The 21,486-nt window shown below is 44.6% G+C and carries 18 protein-coding genes; 2 read left to right on the plus strand and 16 right to left on the minus strand.

Translation table 11 applies throughout. The features are described from left to right. Positions 1 to 50: 50 nt before the first annotated feature. From EKN16_RS16570 to EKN16_RS16595, 6 genes are all read right to left on the minus strand, one after another. Entirely contained in the window at positions 51 to 920 is an 870-nt protein-coding gene (locus EKN16_RS16570; RefSeq protein ID WP_125659414.1) for a sugar phosphate isomerase/epimerase family protein, read from the minus strand. After that, positions 917 to 1,912: a Gfo/Idh/MocA family protein gene (locus EKN16_RS16575; protein WP_125659417.1), complete on the minus strand. Its 996-nt coding sequence runs from the start codon at positions 1,910 to 1,912 to the stop codon at positions 917 to 919. The genes EKN16_RS16570 and EKN16_RS16575 overlap by 4 nt, the downstream gene beginning before the upstream one ends. Positions 1,913 to 2,004: 92 nt before the next feature. Then, complete coding sequence (locus EKN16_RS16580) at positions 2,005 to 2,850, minus strand: helix-turn-helix transcriptional regulator (RefSeq protein ID WP_125659420.1); 846 nt, start codon at positions 2,848 to 2,850, stop codon at positions 2,005 to 2,007. Positions 2,851 to 3,039: 189 nt separating this feature from the next. Then, positions 3,040 to 4,482 (minus strand): extracellular solute-binding protein, encoded by a 1,443-nt coding sequence (locus tag EKN16_RS16585; protein ID WP_183530840.1) that lies wholly within the window; start codon positions 4,480 to 4,482, stop codon positions 3,040 to 3,042. Positions 4,483 to 4,739: 257 nt separating this feature from the next. Further along, positions 4,740 to 6,200, minus strand: a complete 1,461-nt coding sequence (locus EKN16_RS16590; RefSeq protein ID WP_125659425.1) for an ABC transporter substrate-binding protein — start codon at positions 6,198 to 6,200, stop codon at positions 4,740 to 4,742. Between the two features lie 258 nt (positions 6,201 to 6,458). Further along, complete coding sequence (locus EKN16_RS16595) at positions 6,459 to 7,211, minus strand: COG4705 family protein (RefSeq protein ID WP_125666355.1); 753 nt, start codon at positions 7,209 to 7,211, stop codon at positions 6,459 to 6,461. A 354-nt stretch (positions 7,212 to 7,565) separates the two neighbouring features. Here EKN16_RS16595 and EKN16_RS16600 point away from each other — a divergent pair, with 354 nt between their 5' ends. Together EKN16_RS16600 and EKN16_RS16605 are read left to right on the plus strand one after the other, a co-directional pair. Further along, positions 7,566 to 8,006: an NfeD family protein gene (locus EKN16_RS16600; RefSeq protein WP_232015807.1), complete on the plus strand. Its 441-nt coding sequence runs from the start codon at positions 7,566 to 7,568 to the stop codon at positions 8,004 to 8,006. Next, on the plus strand, positions 8,007 to 8,939 hold the full coding sequence (locus EKN16_RS16605) for an SPFH domain-containing protein (protein WP_125659431.1): 933 nt from the start codon (positions 8,007 to 8,009) through the stop codon (positions 8,937 to 8,939). Positions 8,940 to 9,173: 234 nt separating this feature from the next. Here the strand turns inward: EKN16_RS16605 and EKN16_RS16610 are convergent, their stop codons facing one another. The 10 genes from EKN16_RS16610 to EKN16_RS16655 form a co-directional block, all read right to left on the minus strand. Next, complete coding sequence (locus EKN16_RS16610; protein WP_125659434.1) at positions 9,174 to 10,712, minus strand: glycoside hydrolase family 31 protein; 1,539 nt, start codon at positions 10,710 to 10,712, stop codon at positions 9,174 to 9,176. A 64-nt stretch (positions 10,713 to 10,776) separates the two neighbouring features. After that, complete coding sequence (locus EKN16_RS16615; RefSeq protein WP_125659437.1) at positions 10,777 to 12,273, minus strand: sulfatase family protein; 1,497 nt, start codon at positions 12,271 to 12,273, stop codon at positions 10,777 to 10,779. A gap of 74 nt (positions 12,274 to 12,347) precedes the next feature. Next, on the minus strand, positions 12,348 to 13,169 hold the full coding sequence (locus EKN16_RS16620; RefSeq protein WP_125659440.1) for a carbohydrate ABC transporter permease: 822 nt from the start codon (positions 13,167 to 13,169) through the stop codon (positions 12,348 to 12,350). An 11-nt stretch (positions 13,170 to 13,180) separates the two neighbouring features. Continuing rightward, positions 13,181 to 14,053, minus strand: a complete 873-nt coding sequence (locus tag EKN16_RS16625; RefSeq protein WP_125659443.1) for a carbohydrate ABC transporter permease — start codon at positions 14,051 to 14,053, stop codon at positions 13,181 to 13,183. Between the two features lie 86 nt (positions 14,054 to 14,139). Next, on the minus strand, positions 14,140 to 15,636 hold the full coding sequence (locus EKN16_RS16630; RefSeq protein ID WP_125659446.1) for an ABC transporter substrate-binding protein: 1,497 nt from the start codon (positions 15,634 to 15,636) through the stop codon (positions 14,140 to 14,142). A gap of 397 nt (positions 15,637 to 16,033) precedes the next feature. Next, complete coding sequence (locus EKN16_RS16635; RefSeq protein WP_125659449.1) at positions 16,034 to 18,343, minus strand: hypothetical protein; 2,310 nt, start codon at positions 18,341 to 18,343, stop codon at positions 16,034 to 16,036. Positions 18,344 to 18,384: 41 nt separating this feature from the next. Then, complete coding sequence (locus tag EKN16_RS16640; RefSeq protein ID WP_164522821.1) at positions 18,385 to 18,801, minus strand: helix-turn-helix transcriptional regulator; 417 nt, start codon at positions 18,799 to 18,801, stop codon at positions 18,385 to 18,387. A 68-nt stretch (positions 18,802 to 18,869) separates the two neighbouring features. Continuing rightward, positions 18,870 to 19,700 (minus strand): carbohydrate ABC transporter permease, encoded by an 831-nt coding sequence (locus EKN16_RS16645; RefSeq protein ID WP_125659455.1) that lies wholly within the window; start codon positions 19,698 to 19,700, stop codon positions 18,870 to 18,872. A gap of 6 nt (positions 19,701 to 19,706) precedes the next feature. Continuing rightward, entirely contained in the window at positions 19,707 to 20,618 is a 912-nt protein-coding gene (locus EKN16_RS16650; RefSeq protein ID WP_125659459.1) for a carbohydrate ABC transporter permease, read from the minus strand. Positions 20,619 to 20,688: 70 nt separating this feature from the next. Beyond that, the gene (locus tag EKN16_RS16655; RefSeq protein WP_125659462.1) at positions 20,689 to 21,387 is read right to left on the minus strand and encodes an extracellular solute-binding protein; all 699 of its coding nucleotides are present in this window, start codon (positions 21,385 to 21,387) and stop codon (positions 20,689 to 20,691) included. Positions 21,388 to 21,486: the final 99 nt, after the last annotated feature.

Genomic DNA, 21,486 nt, shown 5'->3' on the forward strand with positions numbered 1-21,486 from the left:
CGCGCAGCGGGCTTCTACGCACAATGATTCGAATTTTTAAAATTAGAGCCTTAACGGAAATACTTCGTCAAATGCTCAGCCGCCTTCACAATACCTTGCTTCTCCGCTTCAAGAGATCCCCAGAAACGATGATCCTCAAGCTCAATACTAACCGCACCTTGATAGCCCAGACGATCAAGACGAACAGCCACTTTGCCCCAATCTACATCTCCGTGCCCAGGAATTGTATACCTCCATGAGCCTTCAGAGAAATCATATTTCTCGCCAAAGGTTGCAGGAATAACTCCGCATTCATACAGCTCGTCATGCAGAATTTCCGTATCTTTGCCATGACAATGGTTGATCCGATCACCAAATTCCGTAAGTGCACGAAGGTAATCGATCCCTAGACGGACCAGATGCGACGGATCATAATTCAGACCAAAATGCTTCGACGGAATGGCCTCGAACATCGCTCTCCACATTTCTGGCGTACAGCCAAGTGTTGGATAGTACGGAGCAGGCCCTGGCCAACCCTCAATGGCGATATAGATACCCTTCTGCTCCGCATGACGGACGATCTCGGGGAATGTTTCCTTCCAAATGGCGAAGCCTTCTGAGCGTGGAAGCGTCAGATCCTCGGGTACCAAGCACATGAATAGGACGCTGCCGCCCAGCTTCGATATGTCATTCATTTGTTTCTTCGCTGCTTCAATCGCATTCGCACGTCGTGCTTCATCTCGGCTTAATAGCTGCGCGATATGATGGGCGTCCACAGATCCGATTCCAAGACCTGCTCTCTCACAGGCCTCCTTCACATCAGGCGTCAAATCAGAGACATCCAATATATCTAATCCAGCACCAGCAGCCCATTGAGCGGTTTGAATGATTCCTAGCTCCCCAAGCTTGGGCGGGATACGCATGCCTAATTTAACCTTCATACTGTTTGTTCCTCCTCGTGCTCAGGTGAAGCATTCGGGACATAACCGGCGGCTAAGTAAATCATTTCGGAGAGCTGGACGACCTTAAGCGCGAACTCACCAGGAACAAGTACTTCATGGCGCCCTAGAATGGCATCGATGAAGCTTTTGTCCTGATTCGTGATTTGCTCAGGAAGTTCTGGCACGATAGATTCTTGTCCTAATCGTCTTAACGTAATCTTGCCATTATCGTAGAAAATCCCGCCGTCCTCGCCGCAGAACACGAAGGTTTCATGCCAGCATGGCGCATACCCGACTAAATTCAATCCAGCGATAGCTCCTTCCGCAAATCGGATAGAGGTGAACGTATCGATCTCAACCGGCGCTCCATGCTTATGCAGCTGCGGCTTCACCTCGACAGGGGTGAGACCAGTCGTCCAGAGCAGAACATCGATAATATGGCTGCCGGAATCCATAAGGAAGCCGCCACCGGATAATGCTGGATCTTGGCGCCATGAACCCGGTGTACCCTGTCTCCACTCCTGATAGAGAGAAGCGGTAACAGAAGTGAGTTTACCGATCGCTCCGCTTGCAATCGCATCCCGAATATATAAGAATTCAGGCTGAAAATGACGCTGATAGGATACCTGCATGATTTTCCCCGATTGCTCCGCCGTTCGTATCAGCAGCTCAGCTTCTGCAGAGGAGCAAGTCATCGGCTTCTCAATCAAGACATGCAAGCCTTTATTCAGAACATCAGTTGCTTGTTGAAAATGCAGCGTATGCGGCGAACAGATAACGACCGCATCTAGATCAGCCTCTTCCAGCATAGCTTTATAATCCGTGAATTGCTTCGCTTCTGATAAGCCATATTTCTCTACAAAGCTCGCCCTATTCACAGCACTTGTATCGGTCACAGCAGTGATTTCCACTTCCGGCAGCTCCAACAGCTGCTGAGCATGCCAACCTGCAATGCCTCCTGTACCAATCATACCGATCCGAATCTTATCCATTCGTTCAGCCTCCCATATTATCATATACAGACATTGTAGGAGATTTGACTGACGATCGACATAGCCTTTTTATGGCGATATTGATCACTTCTTTAGGTTAAGGAGCGAAGATTCAGCTGGCGGTATTGTAAGGGTGCCATGCCTACGTACTTTTTGAATAACCGAGTGAAATTAGTAACTTCTTTAAAATGAAGCAATTCCGCGATTCGTGTGACACTCATCTCCTGATCGGAGATCAGAAGAGCCTTAGCCCTCTCAATTCGCAGTCTACGCTGCATCCCAATCGGAGATTTCCCATAAAGCTCCTTGAATCGGCTGCTGACATAAGCGGTATTCAGATGCATATTCTCTGCCATATCCGTAAGCGAGAGTGACTTTTCCGGATGTTGAATCATTTGACAGAGCAAACCTAGAAAGCTCTGCTGCGCTGGGCTAATTTCTTTACTATCCCGGTAGCCAAGTGCTTCATCAAGCAGAAAATAAAGCAGTTCGAGCGACTTTGCCTTATGCAGAATCGTGGCTGGCAGTGCGGACGTGTTTTGTTTGGATGCCATAAATTGGTCAAAGACGGTCTCGAATCTTTCTGTCTGCTTGAGCTCATAAATGTAAGGAATATTAAAGAGCGGCAGGACATCAAGCACTCGCTCTACTTTATAGGTAAAGTGCCACCACAAAATGATCGCTTCCTCATCCGTTTCTTTGTATATATCATGAATCAGATGGGGTGGAATGAAGATTACCGTACCGGGAAGAACATCATAGATCTCTTCGCCGATTCTTAGCTTAGCCTTGCCTGATTTGTGATAAGACATCACGTACTCCGAGGCAAACGTACGGTTGCGAATGTTCATATCTGTTCGACTATGGATTGCGAAGTCTGTTATATTCAGCTCCGCATGCTGAAGCAGGTTAATCAGATGCTGGTTCACGATCTTCATCCTCTCGCCCTAAGTCTATTCAATCCTACTTAAGCACAGTTTACCTGTAAATTAGCGTCTTGTTAACCAACATTAGAGGGAAACTTTTCCTTTTCTCTAAGGAAATCACTATTGCACAAAAAATCCCCTGTTCTGCTGCAAGCTGCAGCAAAACAAGGGATTTTCGATACCCTTATTATTCTAGTCATTCTACTTGGCAATTGATGTTGTTGATGTCGCCTTCGTCGATGATGTGCCAGAGGAAGCCTCTGCTGGTTTGTTTTTCTCATTGGCTATCTCCTTCACTAGCGCCTGTTGACCCTTCGTTTGCACTAAGGCAAGCGCCTCGTCAATTGATTTCTTTCCGTCGAGTACTCCCTTCAACCCTTCTTGTGCAATACCCATAAACTGATTGAAGAAATTTTGCGGAAGCTTATCCAGATCTTTGTAAATCGAAGATTGCATAGGCTTGAGACTGTAGAAGGCTGTCATGTTATGATTGCCGTCATCCACAATATACTTCGTACGAACAGGGAAATTGCCATTGTTACGCTTGGCGTTCACTCTAGCAAATTCATCACTTGTTACATAGCGAATAAAATCTTTTGCTGCATCGATATTAACAGATTTTGAATTTATTGCGAAGATTTGACCAAACGACATATACGGACTGCTATCGGGATTTTGTGGATCTATGGGCACAGTGACGATATCCCAATTTTTAATTACTTTATCCTTTAATCTCGTTTGGGCTTCCTTGATCTGGTTCATCATATACGCCCCATCCATTGTCATCGCTGCTTTACCAGAGACGAACGGATCGCGCAAGAGATAGTCCTCATAGGTGCTGTTGGAGCTTCCATTCTGATCTTCCTTGTACATAGCACCGGATTTCAGCCCATTAATTGCCGTCTGGAATACTTTCTTCCAAGCATCTGTGTCAATCGTAACCTGCTTGCTCTTTGGATTAAACATGCTTAGGTTCTGTGCGCCTCCAATCAGGCTTCCTAATTGAAAGATATCACTGTTATAGCCAAGATTGAGTCCATATACTCGCTTATCTTTGGCGCCATCTCTCGGGAATCGTTGTGCCAGTTCAAACAGCTTGTCCCAGCTCATATGGTCCTCCGGCAGTGCGATACCGTATTTGGTAAACATATCTTTGTTATAAAAAATAACCTGACTATAGAAGTTCGGAGAGAGACCATAAATTTTGCCTTCTCCAAGATCCTTCATATAATCGAGAAGACCAGGAATGAGCGTTCCCTTATTGTAGTCCTTCTCCTCCGTCATCGCATCCAATTCGACAAGTTTGCCTTCACCGGCATATTTGGTTAATTCATCTGGGCTGAGCATAATGATGTCTGGCTGCTGCTCTTCAATGAATTTATCAAATACAGCTTCAGGATCCTTCACCGGTTCATTCGATGTATTCTGATTAGAAACAACGGAGAAGTCCACATTCGGATGAAGAGCGGCATACAGCATCCCAAATTGATCATAAAAGGATCTTTCATCGTAATACATCACCTTTAGTGTTGATTTCTCAGAGCTGGTATCAGATCCCCCGCCGCCAAGACTACAACCGGACATTACAATCGTCGAACCTAAGGCGCACATCAAAGCGATGCGTTTGTAATAAAAACCTTTCAAATCATCCACTCCACTCTCATTTTAAAAGTAAAATAATTCCCATTTCCGGAACATTGTACCACAATGAAAGTGGTTAAATATTACGTTTACCTTAAGTAAAGATAACGAAGAACATACTTCCTTTATCTGACAACGGCTTGTCATTCATGTAACTAAAAAAGCCTGAACCCCCGATTTGAACAAGGTTCAGGCTATAAATATTCATTAAGTTGCACAATCAACTGATACCCTGGAAGACGGACATAGTTCTAGTCATTCTACTTGGCAGTTGTTGTTGTTGATGTTGTTGATGTCGCCTTTGTGGATGATGTGTCAGAGGAAGACTCTGTCGGTTTGTTTTTCTCCTTCGCTTCCTCTTGAACCAGCGCCTGCTGACCCTTCGTTTGCACCAATGCAAGCGCATCATCAATTGATTTCTTTCCGTCGAGTGCTCCCTTCAGCTCTTCTTGGGCGATGGTCATAAACTGCATGAAGAAATTTTGCGGGAGCTTATCCATATCCTTGTATATCGATGATTGCATAGGCTTGAGACTGTAGAATGCTTTCATATTATGATTGCTGTCATCCGCAATATACTTCGTACGAACAGGGAAATTGCCGTTGTCGCGCTTGGCGTTCACTCTAGCAAATTCCTCACTTGTTACATAGCGAATAAAATCTTTGGCTGCATCGATATTAACGGATTTTGAATTTATTGCGAAGATTTGACCGAACGACATATTCGGACTGCTATCGGGATTTTGTGGATCTACGGGCACAGTGACTATATCCCAATTTTTAATTACTTTATCCTTTAGTCTCGTTTGGGCTTCCTTGATTTGGCTCATCAGATAAGCCCCCTCGAACTTCATCGCCAGCTTACCAGAGACGAACGGATCACGCATGAGATAATCCTCATAACTGCTGCTGGAGCTGCCATTCTGATCTTCTGTGTATAGAGCGCCTGATTTCAACCCATTGACTGCCGTCTGGAACACTTTCTTCCAAGCATCCGTGTCTATCGTAACCTGCTTACTCTTAGGGTTAAACATGCTTAGGTTCTGAGCGCTTCCAATCAGACTGCCTAATTGATAGATGTCACTGCTATATCCAAGGCTAAGACCGTATACTCGCTTATCTTTGGCACCATCTTTTGGGAAGCGCTGTGCCAGCTCGAACAGCTTGTCCCAGCTCATACGATCCTCTGGCAGCGTGATGCCGTACTTACTGAACATGTCTTTGTTATAAAAAATAACCTGACTATAAAAGTTCGGAGAAAGACCATAAATTTTGCCCTCTCCAAGATCCTTCATATAATCGAGAAGACCAGGAACGAGCGTTTCCTTATTGAAGCTCTTCTCCTCCGTCATCGCATCTAATTCGACCAGCTTGCCCTCACCGGCATATTTGGTTAATTGATCTGGGCTGAGCATAATGATATCTGGCTGCTGCTCTTCAATGAATTTATTAAATGCAGCTTCAGGGTCCTTCACCGGTTCATTCGATGTATTCTGATTAGAAACAACGGAAAGGTCCACATTCTGATGAAGAGCGGAATACAACATCCCATATTGATCATAAAAGGATCTCTCATCGTAATACATCACCTTCAGCGCTGATTTCTCAGAGCTTGTATCTGATCCTCCGCCGCCAAGACTACATCCAGACATCACGATTGTCGAACCTAATGCACACATCAAAGCGATGCGTCTGTAATAAAAACCTTTCAATTCATCCACTCCACTCTCTTTTAAAAGTAAATTAATTTCCAATTCCGTACCATTGTACCACAGTACTTGTAATTAAATTCTATTTTTTCCCTTAAATTAAGTTAAAGAACGAGAGTGAAATGCCAATGAACCAGACATTACGATTGTCGAACCTAAGGCACCTATCAAAGCGATGCGCTTGTAATAAAAAAACTTGCAATTCGTCCACAAAAAAAGCCTGAACCCCACTCTAAAGAGGGTTCAGGCTATTAATATGCATTCGAATTCTTAGTCAGCTGACACCCTGGAAGGCGCGTCACGCTTCGTCTTAGTCAGGTAGGTGACCAAGACCAAAATCGTTACGAGGAAGATTGCACTAGTCCCCACCGTACCCAGCCCAAGGCCACCGTCATCGGGAGACTGTGACAGATAATCGCCAAGAGAGGCACCCAGAGGACGAGTTAAGATATAGGCGATCCAGAAAGCCAGTACAGCATTTAGCTTGAAGCGGTAGTAGGCGATGGTCACAACTCCGATCAGTGCAGCAAACAGAAGCGCTGAAATCAGGTAACCCAAGCTCAGACCCTCTGCGATAAGGTCACCAGCTGCTGTACCCAATGCGAAGGTAAACAGAATGGCCAACCAATAGAACACTTCCCGTTTGACCGTATAGATGGAGTGAATGGACAATGTCTTCTCACTCGCGTACCAAGCCGCAAAGGTCACCAACAGTAAGATGGCGAAAATGATGGTGGTTGTCTCCAGCGCGACCCCGAAGTTATCCACAAGGTTGTCCGTAACCAGAGTGCCGACAACGCTGATCAGCACGACTGCGAGCCAGTAGATCACGGGCACATACTTTTCCGACTTGAATTGAAAGACCAACGTGATGAGCAAGAGAGCGCTCATAACAAAGGTTGTGTTCGTTAAGCCCAAGTTTAGGTTTGTGTTCAGGAAGTCTGCTGCTGTCTCACCAACAGTAGTTGCCAAGATCTTAATGATCCAGAAGAATATTGTAATTTCTGGAACCTTGCTCAACATCTGCTGGCCTAAGTTAGATAATGGTTTTGATTCATGCAAGGTTGATGTCCCCCTCTCGATTCAATGTTAGGTTAGGCGGATTTCTGTGCCACTGCAATTGAGTGTATCAGAGCATTCTGTGAATACGATGAGAGAAGATAAAATGGCGTCGATATCAGAAATTCCGACATTATATTGATGCTTCCACGCGATAAATGGACTATTTTGTTAAAAAAACCAGAATAATTGTAGGATCTTTTCCCTTTTACATAGGAAAGTTACAGGTCAGTAGCGAATAGAATTAAGAGGTTAGTGTGAATGAGTTTTACACACTATCCCGTCATTGTGTTATACGTCTGACGAGAAAGGCGGCGAATGAAGATGGAGCTTTGGGCGATATGGCTCATAATCGCTGGAATTCTGCTGGTTGCAGAAATGTTAACGCTAACGTTCTACTTGCTCTGGCTAGGTATCGGTGCTTTGGTGGCTGCTATTGTAGCTTGGATTATTCCGGAGTTTTTTATTCTCCACATCTTTGTAGGATGTATAACAGCACTTATTTTGACCTTTGCTACAAAGCCTTTAACAAGTCGAATTCGAATGTCCAAAGGCTTTAAAGACCCCATAGACGAGCTGGTCGGCAAAGAAGGGGTCGTTGTAGAGGAAATTGACTTTGGAAAGCATGGAATCGTTAAAGTTGGTAATGAAACATGGAGCGCTTCTTCTCAGGTATTTTTGCCTAAAGACGAGACGATCATTGTTGTTGCCAGAGGCACTACGATATTGGAAGTCCAAAAACGGGAGGTAATTAAGTAAATGGGTATTGCCGTAACGATAATCATTCTGATCATTGTCATTGTTTTTGTTGCCTTAACGGTCAAAATTGTTCCGCAGCAAAGAGTAGCCGTGGTGGAGCGATTGGGAAAATTCAGTCGGCTGTTGACTCCGGGCCTGAATATTCTTATACCGATTATTGATCATGTACGTACGTATCACGATTTGCGTGTACAGCAGGCAAATGTCCCTCCGCAAACGGTAATAACAAAGGATAATGTTCAGGTACAAATTGATACGATTATCTTTTACCAGGTTGTCGGCCCAGAACAGGCGACTTATGGCATTTCGGATTATGTATATGGCGTGCGGAATATTAGTACAGCAACGATGAGACAAATCATCGGGAAGCTGGAGCTCGATGAAACCCTATCCGGCCGCGAGAAAATTTCGAGTGAAATTCGAATTGCTCTCGACGAAGCGACGGAAAAATGGGGCGTGCGCATTGAGCGGGTCGAAGTCATTGATATCAAACCGCCGGTGGATATTCAAGAATCAATGGATAAGCAAATGAAGGCTGAGCGAAGCAAGCGTGCAATTGTACTGGAAGCCGAAGCAGCCAAGCAGGATATGATTCTACGGGCAGAAGGCGACAAGCAGGGCAAAATCCTTAAAGCCGAAGGCGATAAGGAAGCACGTATTCGCCAAGCTGAAGGTTTGCGCCAAGCACAGGAGCTTGAGGCATTGGGACATGCAAAAGCCATTCAGGCCATTGCAGAGGCTGAGAAAAACCGGATCGAACTGCTGCGGGCGGCTGGACTCGATGAGAATGTACTCGCTTACCGCTCGTTAGAAACATTAAGCGAAATATCAAAAGGCCCCGCCAATAAAATATTCATTCCTACAAAAGCCATCGAAACATTGGGCAGCATTGGTGCTATCGGTGAAATATTTAAAGCAAAAAATTCTGATTAATTTATATAAAGGATGTCTTCTCAAATGAGAAAACATCCTTTTTTTCATTCAGCCTTCCTGTTCTAACTCCCACGGTGGGAAATACCACAGCTTGACCCTATCTTCCTGCAAGAGTAATAATTTCCGCAGGATTTACGCTATTATAGGTGCGCTATTTCAAAAAAAATCAAGTCATCTCCTTATTAGAGATGACTTGATTTTTAAGGGGCGTTATGGTGTATGAGAAGCATCGATCTAATTGAACGGAGCGTTTAGCGTATACCAAGGCAGCCGATTGATTGGTGCCTTAATCACTTTGGTGCATGGCCCCTCCTCCTGGCTTCCATCATCCCCAAACCAAATTCCCGGAGGGAATGAAACCGTGCGTTCGGTCGCTCCTTTCTGCAGAACAGGTGCAACCAAAATGCGATCCCCCAGCATAAACTGGTCGACAATGGTTTCATAACTATTGCCCGGAAATACATATTCCATCATACGGATAATAGGTTCACCTTCGACGGCCGCCTGTTCAGCCAATCGGCGAATCCGCTCCCCAAATTGAACGTGCAGCTTAGCGGCTTCCCGGCAATATTCGAAGTGTTCCTGGTCCAACACTCTCCAGGGGGCCGCCGAGAATTGCATCATTGGAAACAAAGCGGAGCATTGGGCGTAGCGCACAAACAGTTCGGAATCGAGATGTTCCGAATTCGCCAGGAAATTGCGGTATTCCCCTCCGCCAATCATATCCGGGCACGTATAAGAATAGCCTATTATTCCCTGAGCTAGCCCATTCGGAATAAGAGAAGCCAAACCGTTAACGCCCCAATCATGCTGCTTATCGCTTAGTCGTTGGGCAATCGCTCTGCCGGCCATCTTCCAGCATGCACGATATTCATTGGCCGGGTAGTCCAGACCAAGCTTGGCATAAGCCTCAGAATGGCCATTCGCAGACGTTGGAACGGCGCTTAAATCGGTATCTTCGTAATACATCGCATCGCCTGCGTCAAATTTAAAGCCGTCGACGCCGTATTTCTCGGTTAAATACATCAATTGCTGCTGAAACCACGAAATCGCCCCGGAATGCATCAAGTCCAACACCGCGCTGTACCCGTCCCACCATTCGCGTATTGCCGGCGTCCCGTCTTGGTTTCGCAGCAAGAAGCCTTTTTCCAGAAGCTCCCGATATATTCTGCTGTCCGCGCTGACGAATGGACAAACCCATAGCATGACATGGAAACCCATTTCATGGAGACGTTCGATCATCTTCCTAGGTTCCGGAATTCTTCCTGGATGGAAATCCCAGGCTCCGTAATAATCATGCCAATTGCAATCGATGATAAGCATTCCCGCAGGCATTCCCGCAGCAAGGATGTCCTCCGCGTACTTGAGAATTTTATCCTGTTCCTGGTCATACATAAGTTCGATCCAAGTATTGTACTGGGGGCGGCTGAACATGATTTCATGGGGATATCGACCGTCCGGCGGAAATTTCTTTTCCTGAATCGCCCGGTACGCGCCGCGCAAGCTACCAAAGCCTTCCCCGAGCTCAATGACGCCTTTTGAGCTCTCCACGGTCAACAGTTCCTCGCGGAACGCGAAGTCAAACGGTTCATCTGACCAGATATACCTGCCTTTGCTTGATAGGAGCAGCGGCGTCGCTTGATTCGCGGTCCTGTTCGGATCCAATCCGCGACTGAACGCTTCAATTCCGAACGGCATATGGATGCCGTCAGCGACCGCTCCTCCCCACCAATACTCGCCTTCCAACAGGCGGATTTCCTTCATTCGCCGCATTGAGATTCAACTCCTGGATAATAGGATGACTCCATAATCGGTTATTTTTGCTTACACATTTCCTTTACACCCGGCACGTTCGGATGCTGACCGGCTCGCTTCGCTCAAGATCCTCCAATAATTCAACCAGCAGACGCATCCTGATATCCGCATATTCAGTCCATTCAAATAGATTATGCTTCTCTCCCGGATCATTACGCAAATCGTACAATTCACCGAACGATTCCCCAGGATAGACGGCAAGCTTCCATTCCGGCGTCACCCAGCATTTGAAACGGATTCGGTCCGGTTCCTCTTTGTATTCAATTCGCACTCCCGGCCGCGGCAGCGAGGCTCCAGCCTGCAATCTCGCCTTAAGACTGATTCCATCCCTTTTAATAGAATCTTCGATTCCGGCAAAATCCATGATCGTTGGCAGCAAATCAACCAACGATACACATTCCTCGACATGACATGGCGCAAATCCTTCTGGGTAACGCATCAACAATGGAACATGGGTGACGCCTTCGTAGACTAATGGCCCCTTCATGCCTATCGAGTGGTCTCCCAGCATTTCCCCGTGGTCCGAAGCAAAGATGATCAACGTATTCTCCCGCAGCCCCAACCGGTCAAGCGAATCCATAATTGCGCCCAGCTGTTCGTCAATCAATTGCACCATCGAATAATAGTAAGACCGCGTGAGCTTACTTTTTTCCTCATCTTCGAAGTACGGCTTCCAGGCATGATCTCCGTTGCCAGCTATATCAAATTGGCCAACGAAGCGCGATTGCGAAATGTCTCCCCGATGAAAATAAGGAATATGATCGACCAAACCGCTTTCATTACGCAAATCGGTATCAGGGAGTGGAATATTTTCCGGATCGATTCTTCCCATATAATCAAAAGGAAGGATGTGTGGGTGGTGCGGATCTTGGAAGCCCAAATTCAAGAAAAACGGTTCCCCTTGCGATACCCGTTGATGATTTTCCAGAATGAAATCGGCCCGTTCAGCTAACCATGCACCGGAATGCAGCGCTTTAGGCAGATCCCATTCCCCCGTACCATTCGGATCGTCCGCAAATAACTCCTTCACTTGAAATTGCTGTGGATCGTAACCCTTTTGTTTTATCCAAGCTCCATAATGCCCTTTCAACCCATAGGAGCCATGACCAATACTAAACTCCGCCGTATCGAATCCGACCACATCGTGAAAAGCCGTTCCCTGATCGTCTACAGGAGCCGTTTCCAGGCTACTTGATTGCCACGGATGCCAATGCGCTTTCCCAACATGGTGAGTATGATATCCTTGCTCTCTTAGAAGATGGCTTAAGAATAGGGAATAGTCGTCGGCATACGTGCCTATATTATAGGCTCCATGACGGGACATATGAAGGCCGGTCATCATGGATACTCTGGAGGGGGTGCAAACGGTATTTGGGCAATACGCTCTTTGGAAAGAGACCCCTTCCTTCCCCAACCTGTCCATATTAGGGGTCTGAATAAAGTTGTTTCCATTGACCCCCACGCTGTCATAGCGTTGTTGATCTGTCGTAATCAGAATCACGTTCGGTTTATCCGACATTTCGAACCCATCCTTTCAAAAAGGATAATCTAAATCAGGACAATGCAGCTTGAAATGTTTGGGTTTGCGGGCCATCATGCCTTGATCGCCCCGGAAGTAAGACCTTGTACGAAAAACTTCATCGTAAAGCTGAATAATAACATCAATGGCACGGATGCCAGCGTCATCGCTGAGAATACTTGTCCATACAAAATTTGCTGTTGATCCATGAATCTGTACAATCCAACGGTGATCGTCATTTTCTGTTGATCCGGCAGCACAAGCATTGGCCAGAAAAACTCGTTCCAGGTATTAAGAACAGTGACAAGCCCCATGGAGAGAATGATTGGAAGAGCAAATGGAATTACAAGGTTAATAAAACATCGAAATTCGCTTCCTCCGTCGATCTTAATGCTTTCGAACAGTTCCTTCGGGATACCCTCAAAAAACGTTCGCAATACGAATATCGTCACCAGTTGACCGCCGGCAATAGCAGGCAGTATGGCCGCCCATGGCGTATTGATCAAACCAAGGTTTTTTACTAGCACGAATTGGGGGATGAGTGTCAGCACGCCGGGAATCATGAGGAAAATAAGCAACGTAAAAAAAAGCGCATTTTTCCCTCTGAATTCGAACCGAGCAAAGGCGTAGGCCGACAATGAAGAAATGACGAGTACTCCGATCGCACTAAGCCCCGAAATAATCGAGGAGTTCATCATGTACGTTTTGATTTTAACAAGGGCACTGCTGTAATACTCGAACTGAGGCTCGATCGGCAACCCGAAGAAATTGCTTTGCAGCTCCGCATTTGTCTTTACGGAAGAGATGAGCATGAAATAAAGCGGGAATAAGGTGCAGAATGCAAAAAACAATAACAGGACAATAATGAAGAAACGCGAAGATTTATCCACTTTCATTGTGTTCCCTCCTAGGTCCTCGACTTCATGAAGCGTAGATTCAGAATAGTAAACAGTGCGATGATCAGGAATAAGGTTACACCAGCAGCCGACCCTACGCCGAGTTTTCCATAATTAAATGCGTTATTAAACAAGTATAATCCTGGCACCATCGTATCGAACCCTGGGCCGCCTTTGGTTATAATATATTGATCGCCGTATTGCTGAATACCGCCAATCAGAACAAGAATCGTTGTCAGCTTTAGTTGTGGAATAATGAGAGGCAAATCTATACTCCAAAATATCGTCCATGCGCTCGCCCCGTCGATACGGGCCGATTCACGTACCGATTCATCAAGTGACTGAAAGCCTGCCAAATAGATAAGGAACCCAATACCGCTGATCCATGGGAATCCCTTCATTAGCAGTGAGCCGATTGCTGTGAGCTGGCTTTCGCCCAGCCACACTTTCTGCCAGCCATCCAGATCTAAATTGCGAAGAAGAACGTTTAACATGCCGTTATTCGGTTCGTAGAAGAAGAGCCAGAACATGGTAATGACCATACCTGGAATAACCATTGGAATGATAAATGCCACCTTGATCCATTGAGCAAATCGACTTGCTCCGAGCAAATAAATCAAGTATCCTGCGAGGACGGAAATCCCTTGAAGCACGACAAGCGCCCACACAAGAAAGATTAATAACACTTTAAAGGAGTTAATAAACACCTCACTGTTAAAAATCTCTCGATAGTTCGCCAATCCAACAAATGTTGGATGGTAATAATCCCGCATATTCCAATCGAGAAAAGAGATTCGGATGGCTTCAAATGTCGGATAGACAAGAAAGACACAAACGAATAAGAAAGTTGGCAGCAAACAGAGGTAAGCTACTTTTGATTTCATTGCTTTCACTTCCAATTCATCGTGAATGAGTTAATAAGGAAGGATAGAGCGAAACGCTCTATCCCTTGCGATGCTCGTATCTTTAATTATTTTAGATGCTCTTCTACTTTCCATTCCGGATGGAGTTTGATCGCGGCATCCGCATATTTATCTAGCGTTTTAATAAAGCCGCCAATGAATTGATCAGCCGTCAGTTTGCCATCCAGATACTGCTGCTGGGATTTATACCACATGTCGGCTTGCTCTGGCTCGAATTTGAAGGCAGTGTATGAAATCTGCTTCTGGCTGCCGAACGTATCGATGATCGGCTGTACTTGCTCTGGCGCCTGAACGTCTTTGACGACAGGAATTAGGAATAATTCATCTGCCATAATCTTCGCGCCTCCGTTCGGGTCAGTCCAGAAGCGCAGCCAATCAAGCGCTGCCTGAAGCTTGCCGTCCTTCTCCGCTTTCGAAGTAATCGCTACGTATGCTTCTCCACCTATCATGTAATTGAAGCGTTGATCCTCCCCTAGTTCAGAGTATGACTTGTCTAGGTAAGGAATCGGCGCAATACCATAATTAACTTTAAGATTACCTTGTAAATGCTGGTTCGGATACCAACTGCCATTTAAGGTCATAGCCGACTTGCCTTCATTAAACAATCCTTCGAATTCCCAGCTTGCCGTGTTGAAGCCTTCATTAAAATACGGAGTTAAATCCTTGATAACTCGCGCGTATTCCTTCAACTCTGGTGAATCCTTAGTAATCATTCCCTTTTTCACTGCAAGCGCCCACTCGTCGGTATTGACGTTGCCATCTTTGATGATTACGTCGAGCTGATCTAACTTCGGCTTCCATAAGTAACCCCAAAGATCGGTTGCAAGCCAACCAATGTTCCAGTCCATCGAGTTCTGGATACTAAATCCGATATAACCGGCGTCTTTCGCCTTCTTGGCAACTGCGAGCAGCTCTGTTATCGTCTTCGGCGGCTCGGTTACTCCGATCTTAGCGAAAATATCTTTATTGTAGTACAAGTTTACAGTGGTCAACTGAATTGGAATTCCATACAGTTTTGCCGGAGGCAGCTTATCAATCGCGTTTTCAAGCACACCGTCAATAAAAGATTCTTTCCACGGAGCATTCGTGAACCTGCTTACTTCCTCCATATGGGGAAGCAAATTGGTAATCCAACCATTTTTGAACCATGCTGATTTGTCCCCCGGTCCACCCATAATAATATCGGCCTCGCTGCCGGCAATAAACTGTGCATCCAAATATTTGTCGTACTCGGCCGCAGGCACATATTGCAGTTTAACGGTATGGCCCGTTTTTTCTTTAAACGCTTTTGCCATCTTCTCATATGCAGGCCAAGAGAATTCCCCTTGAGAGTAAACCATGGTCAAAGTTTGAGGCTTCTCAGCAGGTTTATCGCTACCTGTATCGCTACCCTTATCGCTGCCCTCTTTCGTCGCGTCAACATTCCCGCTTGGCGCTGGCGAATTGCCAGAACCCGTGTTGCTGTTCTTGTTTGTACCTGTGCATCCTGCCAGCACGAGGAGCGTAATACTAATGACAAGCATGATTAGTGATACTCGTTTCACATTGATGTCCCCTTTTCTAATTGAATGAATGATTTAATTCCCTCTTAACTATAAGAAGTTGGCAAGTCACAAACAATAAGGCTGTTTCTAGATTTCATTTGTGTTTTTTGGAGATTTTTTTAGGAAATTTCACAAAATAAATGCCAAGAAGCTCACGAAATCATTAGATTTCGTGAGCCTTCTTGGCATTTGCAAATCATTTGGACATCCTTTTACATCCTATTACTCCGTCACTTTTTTCTAAGCTCGAAGAACCTTGCCTGATTCCGATTTGATGATCGCGATGAGAGAATTGAATCATCCTAAAATAAAGATCATCATTGATATATAAATGCATCGATGTCAGTATAATAACCGCTTGAAGAGGCATTTTTGTCACTACGCAATTGAATTTTTATCATATGCGTTCCACACTTGTGAGTCCAGATTTCGTATAAAGACTTACTTGCTTGTTCCATGTGGATGCATACGTATCTAACGTGGAATCGAAGGTTCCATCAATGTAAACATCTACTTTACCATGATTAGTATTTTGTCCTCCAATCCATGTGATGGAGGTACCTGTGAAAGAATACGTGACATAATCACCCGAAGTATTTGAATAATGAGCGGTATTATTATAGTACCCAGTTTGGGCACCGGAGGAACCCCAAGCTCCCGTATAAGTACCGCTAGTATCATCATCTGTGGTTGTTACACTTGAATAAGTAATGATCGGATTCCAAGTGGTAGAGTCATACGAGCTGGTGCTGTTATTATTGACAATGAAGTAAATGGCGTCATTCACTGCAACTGTAGTGCTCACATTAACATTGTAGCCTGTTGAATCATTGTAGGCGATGGATTGCCAACCGCTCGCCGGCCAGATTTGCGTACCGTTCTTCATAATTTTTACGTTAACACCATCGCCACCGGTTATATCACTCTTCTTCACTGTTCCCGTAATCGTGATGTTCCCTGCTGACGGCGCTGTAAACTTCCTTACCGAATCGGCGCTGTCGTCGGGATGTTGCCCATTGTCCTTGACAAAACTATACGACCCGCTTTTACCCCACCAACCTTTAGTGGAATCCCAGGTCATATTGGTATACGCGCTTCCGTTCCAGTATTGGTAGGACCAATTGTTCGTGCCTTGCGTGCTGCTAAAGTCTACGGAGGCTTGGTAGCTCGAACCGTAAGTTATGATTGGGTCCCATGAAGTGCTATCATAACTATTGTTGCCATTCATATTCGTAATGAAATAGATGGCGTCATTTGCAGTAACGGAAGTGGTTACGTTCACATTGTAACCAGTGGCATCGTTATAGGCTATGGACTGCCAACCGCTCGCCGGCCAGATTTGCGTACCGTTCTTCAGAATTTTTACGTTAACACCGTCGCCGCCGGTTATATCACTCTTCTTCACTGTCCCCGTAATCGTGATGTTGCCTGCTTGCGGTGCGGTAAACTTTCTTACCGAATCGGCGCTGGCGTCGGGATGTTGCCCTTTGCCGGCGATAAGACTATACGTACCGCTTTTACTCCAGCGACTTTTGGTGGAATCCCAGGTCATATTGGTATACGTGCTTCCGTTCCAGTATTGATAGGACCAATTGTTCGCGCCTTGCGTACTGCTGAAACCCGTGGAGGCTTGATAACTGTTATTGCTGAGGTCAATCGTCCAGCGGTATAATTTAGGGAGACTATAAGAGTTAAATCCGCTGTAAAGATAAAACTGCTTGCCTATAATACCATTATTGCTCCCATCCGTACCCACAAAACTTACATTCTGATAGCCCATAGCTTCACCAAGATTAGCCCACGTATCTTGGGCTACCGTTTGGGTAAGCGTCCAAGTAATGCCATCCGTTGATTCATAAAGCTTTATCCATGAATCTATTCCGCCCCAAGTCATGGTAGTTAATGCAATATAATATTTGCCAGTGTAGGTGCTATAAGCTGCATTAGAATGAGTGATGCCCATAATATTTAACTTCGCGGCGTTTCCTCCCAGCCCTAGTTCGGTCCAAGTGCCATTATAATATTTATGCCACAAATTTGTACCTGTGTTACCGGCCTGTGCGGCAGTTATTACATCTGTGACAAGTGCCCTTGCAACAGAGATACCGACTGACCCTTCGTAGTTATCGATAAAGTAAACATAGAAGTACCCATCCTTAATAAAGTAAGGGACGCCCTGCATAAAACCGCCACCCATGTCCGGGTCTCCATAAGGAGATAGAATGTCTCCCAAATAAGTATAGGTATCCCCATTATCCGTTGACCATGCAAGTCCAGTTCTTCCTTTATTACCATTAGATCCGGCAAATTCTACATGAATAAACCCTAAGAGCCCATTGGTGTCTTGGTAAGTGCTTATTACCCATGGTTTGGCTGGTGTCGATGATGGATTGGTGTACAGCTGTGCTCTTGTCTTCGACCATACTAATGCTCCGCCGCATGGGGAATATAATGACCCGTTGAACTTTAGATGCGTATCGCCCCAATTTGTAGATTGAAACCAAGTTTGGGTCCCTCCGAAGATTTTGGTACTAAAAGGCTCATCAATTACATCCATACCCAAATTAGTTAATTGTCCGGAATTACAAACTGTAACTGGTCCTGTTTGCGAATAAGCCATTGCTTTAGGAGCACCTATAATAACCAATACCAACAATATCGAAACGGCAAAGAATGCATAGCATGCATATTTCATTTTTATCAGCATACTCTTAAATCTCCCTTCAATTTTCTTTTTTTTGAAAGTGCTTACATTTCTAAATCTATTTTATTTTTATACTCTGTCAGGGTCAGTCCTGTCCATTGTTTGAAGAGCTTGGAAAAGTAATATGGATCGTTGAAACCGACTAGCACAGCGATATGCTTGAATAGTAAACGTGGATTATTTTTAATTAATCGCTTCGACTCTTCTATTCGCAGTTGCATCTGATAGTTCAGAGGTGAAATCTTTTTCTTGCGGGTATATTCGCGGCTAAGATATAGCGCACTTAAATGAAAGTGGTCCGATAAGGAATGCAGTGTCAGATTTTTAGTGAAGTTAAGCTGGAGGTATTGTTCCATTTCTTCAATCCAATTGTTCTTGGAGTTTGGCTGCTCATGGACTACGTTGTCGATTTCTTGTTCTACAGGAGCCAGCTTATACGATAATCCTCTCCATTTAGACAATAAAATCCCTCCAAGATGCTGCAGCATTTTGATTCATTGCTTCCGGGTAAGAATAGATAGCAATTACACTATGATTTCACAGCACCCGTCATTATCCCGCTGACTAAAAAACGCTGTCCGAATAAATACACGACTAGAATCGGTAGAATAAAGATAACAAGCGCAGCAAACTGAACTTGAGGTATTTCGATATTGGGGGATTTAGGATATATATACCCTATTTGCAGCAATGCTGTTGAAAGCGGATACTGACTTTCTTGTAGAAACATGAAGGGAGTCAAGAAATCTGCACCCCAGCTGTTGTTAAACAGCAAGATGCCCGCCGTTGCAATGACTGGCAAGGAAATGGGTATATAAATCCGGAATATGATGCCATACGTAGAACATCCGTCCATCCGCGCAGCTTCATCCAATTCCATTGGAATGTTCATAAAAAATTGCCGATATAAGAAAATGACAAAAGGACTGCCCCCGATACCTCCAAGAATCCACGGTAAATAGGTACCCAAGAGACCATATTCATGAAATAGAACATATTGTGGGATTAATATAACAGTAGCGGGCACCATCATCGTTGACAAGATGATCATAAACAGAAATCCCTTGAACTTGGCCCTTAATCGGGCAAAGGCAAACCCTGAAAAAAAGCTGAAGAATAAAGGCAAGACTACTGAGATTGTGGTAAGAATGACTGAGTTTTTAAAAAACATCCAATACGGACGAAGCGTAAATGCCAGATGGTAATTCTCTAGTGTAGGATGAAGCGGAAACCAGGCTGTGCCTGTAAAAAGCGGCTGAATGGAGTTCACGAATAACCAATATAACGGGAACGAAAAAGCCACTACGAAGATAAGCACAAGAAGATATAAGGATGCCTTGACTAATTTAGTCTGGTTCATGTTTGGTTACCTTCCTTTCCGATCATCGGAATCATAGTGAACCCATAATCGGCTTGTGCCAAAAACAATAAGGGTAAGCAGTATTGTAATCGCAAAAAGCACCCATAATAGGGCTAAACCATACGCATATCTTTGAAACGCGAAAATTTGTTGGAAAGCATGGATTAAATATAAATAAAGTGGTCTGATCGGTACACCTAAGATTGCACTTGAAGTTAACACTGTGGATTGGAGGAATATCTGCAAGGAACCAATAATTCCGAATACTAGGTTAAAGAAGATTACTGGGGTCATAAGCGGTACTGTTATACTTTTAAATCTCTGGAACGCGTTGGCTCCGTCAATAGCAGCAGCCTCAAATAGATCCACTGAAATCCCTTTAAGTCCCGCCAAATAAATGATGATGCCGCCGCCACATCCCCAGCATAATAAAATAAGCAGCGAGAGCGTAGCATGGTCATAACCCAACCAGTTAATAGTATGAAATCCGAGGAATTGCAATAAACTATTGAGTATTCCGCTTTGAGAAAATATAGATTTCCACATCAAGCCCACAGCCGTAATCGGCAGAATGGCTGGCAAATAGAACAGAGACCTATAAAGACCAATGCCACGAAAGTTATTATTTAATAAAAGAGCAAGAAAAAAACAAATTACTGTACTGAATATAACGTTGATAAAACCGATAATAAAAGATCGGCCTAGTGAATACATTGCATCGCTGTCAGTAAACACGCTGTGATAGTTGCGAAGACCCACAAACCTCACACTGTTAAAGTTAAATCCCGAATAGTTTGTAAAGCTTAAATACAATCCATACAATAGAGGAAATAATCCCATTGCAATAAATATCACGATCCATGGTAGGGTCAGAATATAAAACTCTTTATTTTCCCTGCGCTCGATCTTGCCCATCATAGAAATCCATCCTTCCTCAAATTGAAAGTGGAAGCGACGGTGGTCACTTCCACTACAGAAATCAACTCAACTACTTGACGCCGACAATATCTTTATTTTCTCGTATTTGGATCTCTATTTCCTTCTTACTCTTCGCAATCGCTCCATCAAGTGTGTCTTCACCAAAGTACACAGGCATAAAATACTTGCCAAAGATGGTATCGATTGCGGTTGTCGAGATATAAGGATTATTCGGAATTGTAGTCAAATGACTGACATTGTTACTCACTACGGCATAGGTTTGTTTGTCGAAATTCGTTGCAACCGGAACTTTACTCATCTTGGATTGAAATCCTGGCAATCCCCATCCGCTAGCTGCTCTTTCGTCCGCAGGCTTGCCGCCAAAGAACCACTCGAACACGGTCCAAGCTTCTTTAGGGTGTCTGGTTTTACTATTAATAATGCCTCCCGTACCGACTTGCGAAGCTTCGATTGCTTTCCCGCCTGCAACCATTGGGGCAGGTAGAAGCATAAAATCATCCAAATGGCTCTTTGAGGCGTCAGTACTTTTCAATATTCCTGCAAACCAATATCCAACTGTCATCATACCCAATTTACCCTGTGTAAAGAGGTCAATAAAGCCTGTTGCTTCTGGGTTAAGCGGACTTGGTCCAACTCCGGCTTTAGCCAGATCAACCCAATATTGCAAAGCCTTCTTCGCTTCCGGAGAATCCAGCAGTATTGTACTAAAATCATCGCTGTATAATGATTTTCCAGATGATGCTAACATATACTGTAATCATGACTTATGCAGTTCATTCCAATCGTTGGAAAACGATCAATAGTCATAGAAATGTAAACTAAAACCCGGAAAATCCCTTGACTTTTT

The sequence above is a fragment of the Paenibacillus baekrokdamisoli genome (genome assembly GCF_003945345.1).
Lineage (GTDB): Bacteria > Bacillota > Bacilli > Paenibacillales > Paenibacillaceae > Paenibacillus_Z > Paenibacillus_Z baekrokdamisoli.